Origin of the sequence: Streptomyces phytophilus, assembly GCF_013870535.1 — a bacterium.
Classification (GTDB): Bacteria; Actinomycetota; Actinomycetes; order Streptomycetales; family Streptomycetaceae; genus Streptomyces; species Streptomyces phytophilus.
Genome location: NZ_JACBXC010000421.1, coordinates 1 through 4648, shown reverse-complemented (window position 1 = coordinate 4648; position 4648 = coordinate 1). Strand labels below are relative to the sequence as shown.

Here is a 4648-nt window from a genome sequence, read left to right as displayed (position 1 = left end):
GCCGGGGGGCGGCGGCCGCGGCGGCCTCGTCCATCGGCTTGCGCGGGCCCGGCACGCCGCGGGGGGCGGCGCCGAAGACGCTCGCCTCGCCCTCCACCAGCGGCCGTTCGCCCTCCACCATCGTCTCCTCCTCGACGGCCACGAGGACCGACGGCGGGAGGGTGACCTCGGCGATGGTGCCGGGGCCCGCGGAGGAGCGCAGTTCGACGACGATGCCGTGCCGGGCGGCGAGCCGCGCCACCACGTGCAGACCCATGGACCGCACGGCGCCGACGCCGGTCTGCGGGTTGGCCAGCCGGGTGTTCAGCTCCTCGCGGCGCTCGGCGGTCATGCCGACGCCCTCGTCGACGATCTGCACCACCGCGCGGTCCCACAGCCGCCAGACCGCCACGCCCACCTGCTTGTCGGGGGGCGAGAAGCGGGTGGCGTTGTCGAGGAGTTCCGCGAGGATGTGCGCGAGGTCGTGCACGCCGCGGGCGGCGATGCCGATGCCCTGCTCCACGATCCCCATGGCGACGCGCTCGAACCGCTCGATCTGCTGGGCGGCGGCGACGACCACGGTGGCGCAGGGGGCGTCCGCTTCGCGTACCCGGGCGTGTCCGTAACCGCCCATCACCAGCAGGTTGTTGGTGTTGCGCTCCATGCGGATGGCGAGGTGGTCGAGCGCGAAGAGGATCTTCATCCGCTCCGGGTCGGCCTCGTCGCGCTGGACCGCGTCCAGTTCGGACACCATGACCGAGGTGAGCTGCGCGCCGCGGCGGGCGACGCCGACCAGGGTCTCCGCGAACTGCTCGTGCGCGTGGGCCTGCTGGGCCGCGAGCCGTACCGCCTCGTGGTGGACGGAGTTGAACGCCTCGCCGACCTCGCCGATCTCGTCCTCGCCGGTGGTCTCCACCGGGCTGCCGGAGCTGTCGGCGACCTGCTGCGGCGTGGCGCCGCCCAGTGCGCCGGGCTGGGAGAGGTCGGTGACGATCTGCGGCAGCCGCTCGGTGGCCACCGTGTGCGCCGCGTTGCGCAGGTCGCGCAGCCGGCGGATCATCACGCGCCCGATCCGGAAGGCGAAGAGCAGCGCGCCGACGAGCGTCACGAGCACGACGATGATCTCGATGACGGCCCACCAGATGAGCGTGGAGCGCTCCTCCTTGACGGAGGCGTGCACCGCGTCGTCGACGCGGCCCTCCACGGAGCGCAGCATCGACAGCCGGTCGGCGGTGGCCTCCTGCCACTCGGCGGCGGAGATGTCGAGGTCCTCTCCGACCGTGGTACGGCCGACCTCGTCCTCCATCCGCTGCGCGGGCAGCGCGCGCGGGCCGGAGAGCGTGCGCTCCAGCCAGGAACGCCACTCCGCGGGGCCGAGGGTGAAGAAGACGCCGGTGGACTCGGAGTAGCCGAGCTGGGTGGCGTCGAACGTGCGCTGGGAGGCGGGCGTGAAGCCGCCGCCGGCCAGCGCGCGGAGCACCACGACCTGCTGCTGCGCCACGTGTTCCGCGGCGCGCGACAGGGAGGCGGAGGCCCGGATGCGGTCGGCGATGTCGGCGTCGACGCCGTCGGCCTGGGCGATGCCGTCCCGGTAGTCGATCAGGTCGGCGATGGTGATCCGGTACCCGAACGCGAGCGTGGAGAGCGTGCCGCCGCCGGAGCGCGCCTGGGCGCGCAGGGACGGCAGTTCTGCCAGCGAGCTGTCGATCCGCTGGAGGGCGAGGCCGGCGTTGTGAGGAAGGGAGTCGAGCTTCCTGCGCTTCTCGGTGTAGTCCGAGATACCTGCGTCCGTGGCGTCGGCGGCCTTGCGGAAGGTGGTGGCATCGCCCTGCGAGGCGACCAGCGCGGTTGCGGCGACACGTTCGTGCTGCAGCCGGGCGGTCAGCTCCGCGGCGGACTCGGCGGCATCGACCATCTGCGCCAGCCTGTTGGCCTGGAACGCCTGGGTCGTCGCCGGCGCGAGTGCGCGCACGGAAAAGGCGATGGCCACCGCAAGGGGCACGGCGACCAGGAGGACGAGTCGACGGTTGATCTTCACTACGCGACCCCTACGTCGGGGTCATGACACAGTAAAGCTGACACGGGATTACCTTGCGATGGGGAGGGTGTGACATGTGGGGGTCGGTGCATCCATCGCTCCTGCTGAGGGTGGGCTGAGCGATGTGTCTGATGCTAAGTCGGAAGTATAAGTTACGGGTGAGTACAACATCAAAATATGTAAGAGGGAGACGCAATCTCTACCTCTCACAATCCGATTCGGTCAGGTTCCGTCTGAAATTTCAGAGATGGGCGGGCAGTTCGGCCCCCGCCCCGGTCAAGACCCCGCGCGTCAGCCGCGCTTGAGCGCGTGGCCGCCGAACCCGCTGCTCCGGTCCGAGCCCTGGTTCTGCTCCTGCCACCAGGCGTCGAACTCCGGCTGACCCATCTTCTGCCAGTCCGGGGTCTGGACGACCTGGGCGCGGCCCAGCCGCCGGCCGAGAGCGACCATGGCGGCGCCCACGGCGGTACGGTCCGCGTCGTACGCGGCGGCGATCTCCGGCCAGCCGTCCCCGGCGCAGCAGGCGGCCTCCAGCGCCGTGGCGTCCTGCAGCGCCTTGACGCTGCCGCCGCCGGTGTGCGGCCGTACGACGGTGGCGGCGTCGCCCGCGAGGAGCAGCCGGCCCACGGCGAGCCGCGGCACCTGGAGGTCGTAGATCGGCTGGATGAAGGAGTCCTCGGGTGCGGTACGCAGCACGCAGCGGCCCCAGTACGGCGGGAAGTACTCCGCGACCAGGTCGCGCAGGTACGCCGTGAGCTTCGCCGCGACCCGGCCCGGGGGCAGCGAGGTCGGGGTGCGCAGGTCGAGCAGCAGCTCGGGGTCGTCCGGCGGGACGGCGTAGAGCACCCAGTTCATGCGGAAGCCGCCGCCGGCGGCGGGGATGAGGTACATCATGCAGTGGCCGCCGGGGAAGACGACCACCCGCGCCTCGGCGCCGTCCGTCTCGGGGTCGCCCGCGACGGGCGCCGAGGTGCCGCGCCAGCCGAGGTAGCCGGCGTAGTCCGGGGCGAGCCCGGGGAACATCGCCTCGCGGACCACCGAGCGGTAGCCGTCCGCGCCGATCACGGCGTCGAAGCGCTCCTGCCGGCCGTCGGCGAGCTTGAGGAAGACACCGTCCGCGTCCTGCTCGACGGCCGTCACGGCCGCGCCCGTGTGGTACGTGACCGACTCGGGCACCCGGCTGCGCAGCTCGTGCCAGAGCGAGCCCCAGTTGTACGAGCGGAACGGGAAGTGCTGCTCGGCGAACCCGCGGCCCAGCTCGGCGTCTCCGTCGCGGATCGTCCACACCCGGCGGTTCAGGCCGGACCACGGCATCGCCGAGTCCACGTACCCCGCGGCCTCCAGCTCCGCGAACCGCGCGTCGTGCAGGCCGATGCCCACGCCCCGGTCGCGCAGCTCGCCGCCGGCCCGCTCGAAGACGGTGACCCGACCCGCACCCGCCCGCGCCACCGCCTGCGCCGTGGCGCACCCCGCGATGCTCCCGCCCACCACGGCGACGGAGTCCTCGTCCACCACGGTCTCCCCTCTGCTCCTCGGGCCGGCCCCGTGGCGCTCCGCGCCCGGCCGGCTCTCCCGCACCTTCCGGAGCACAACCTTCCCCAAGGGGATCACCGCGTCAAGTGATCGGCGGAGCCCCAACCGCCGCTCTGTGCAGCCAAGTCGGGGCCGGCGGACCCCTCGCGCGCCCCCGGGGTCCCGGCAGCCGGGCAAAATACTTAGGCTAGCCTTACCTATTTGGTCGGGACGGGTGGACGAAGGAGTGGGGTGGCGGGTGGCTGCGCAGGGACCGTCGGGACGGGACGTGCTGAAACGTGCGATCGCGGGACAGCGGCGCGGGGTCGCGATCGGGTCGGTGCTGGCGGTCGGGCACCAGCTGGGTGAGGCGCTGGTCCCGGTGCTCATCGGCATGGTCATCGACGACGCGGTCGCCGGGGACGACGCGGGCGCGCTGGTGCGCTGGCTCCTCGTGCTCGTCGCGGTGTACGTCATGCTCGCGGTGAGCTTCCGCCTCGGGGTCAAGGCGTCCGAGCGGGCCGCGGAACTGGCCGCGCACCAGGTGCGGCTGGAGCTGGTGGGGCGGGTGGTCGACCCGCGCGGCGGGGCCGAGCGGGGCCGGCTGCCGGGCGCGGTGGCGAACATCGCCACCGACGACGCCAAGCGCGTCGGCTACATCGTCATGGTGGTGACGGTCGGCGTCTCGGGGCTGGCCGGCGCGGCGGTCAGCGCGGCGGCGCTGCTGCTCATCTCCGTACCGCTGGGACTGCTCGTGCTGATCGGCACGCCCGTGCTGCTCTGGCTGGGGCATCTGCTGAGCAAGCCGCTGGAGCACCGCAGCGCGGCCGAGCAGGAGCAGGCCGCCAACGCCTCCGGTGTCGCCGCCGACCTGATCGCCGGGCTGCGGGTGCTCAAGGGCATCGGCGCGCGGGACGCCGCCGTCGAGCGCTACCGGGCCACCAGCCGCGACTCGCTGGCCGCCACGCTGCGCGCCGCGCGCGCCGAGGGCTGGCAGAACGGCGTCGTGCTCGCGCTGACCGGCGGCTTCATCGCGCTGGTGGCGCTGGTCGGCGGGCGGCTCGCGCTGAGCGGCGACATCACGCTGGGGCAGCTCGTCGCGGCCGTCGGGCTCGCGCA

At 73.1% G+C, this 4648-nt stretch carries 3 protein-coding genes; 1 reads left to right on the top strand and 2 read right to left on the bottom strand.

Features of this window, described 5'->3' with window-relative positions:
• Positions 1–2017, bottom strand: a 2017-nt coding sequence (locus tag H5J30_RS18325; protein WP_181788492.1) for a sensor histidine kinase, incomplete at its 3' end; no start/stop codon positions are given.
• Between the two features lie 291 nt (positions 2018–2308).
• Entirely contained in the window at positions 2309–3529 is a 1221-nt protein-coding gene (locus H5J30_RS18320; RefSeq protein ID WP_181788491.1) for an FAD-dependent monooxygenase, read from the bottom strand.
• A gap of 259 nt (positions 3530–3788) precedes the next feature.
• Here H5J30_RS18320 and H5J30_RS18315 point away from each other — a divergent pair.
• A partial coding sequence (locus H5J30_RS18315; protein WP_181788490.1) for an ABC transporter transmembrane domain-containing protein occupies positions 3789–4648 on the top strand: 860 nt, incomplete at its 3' end.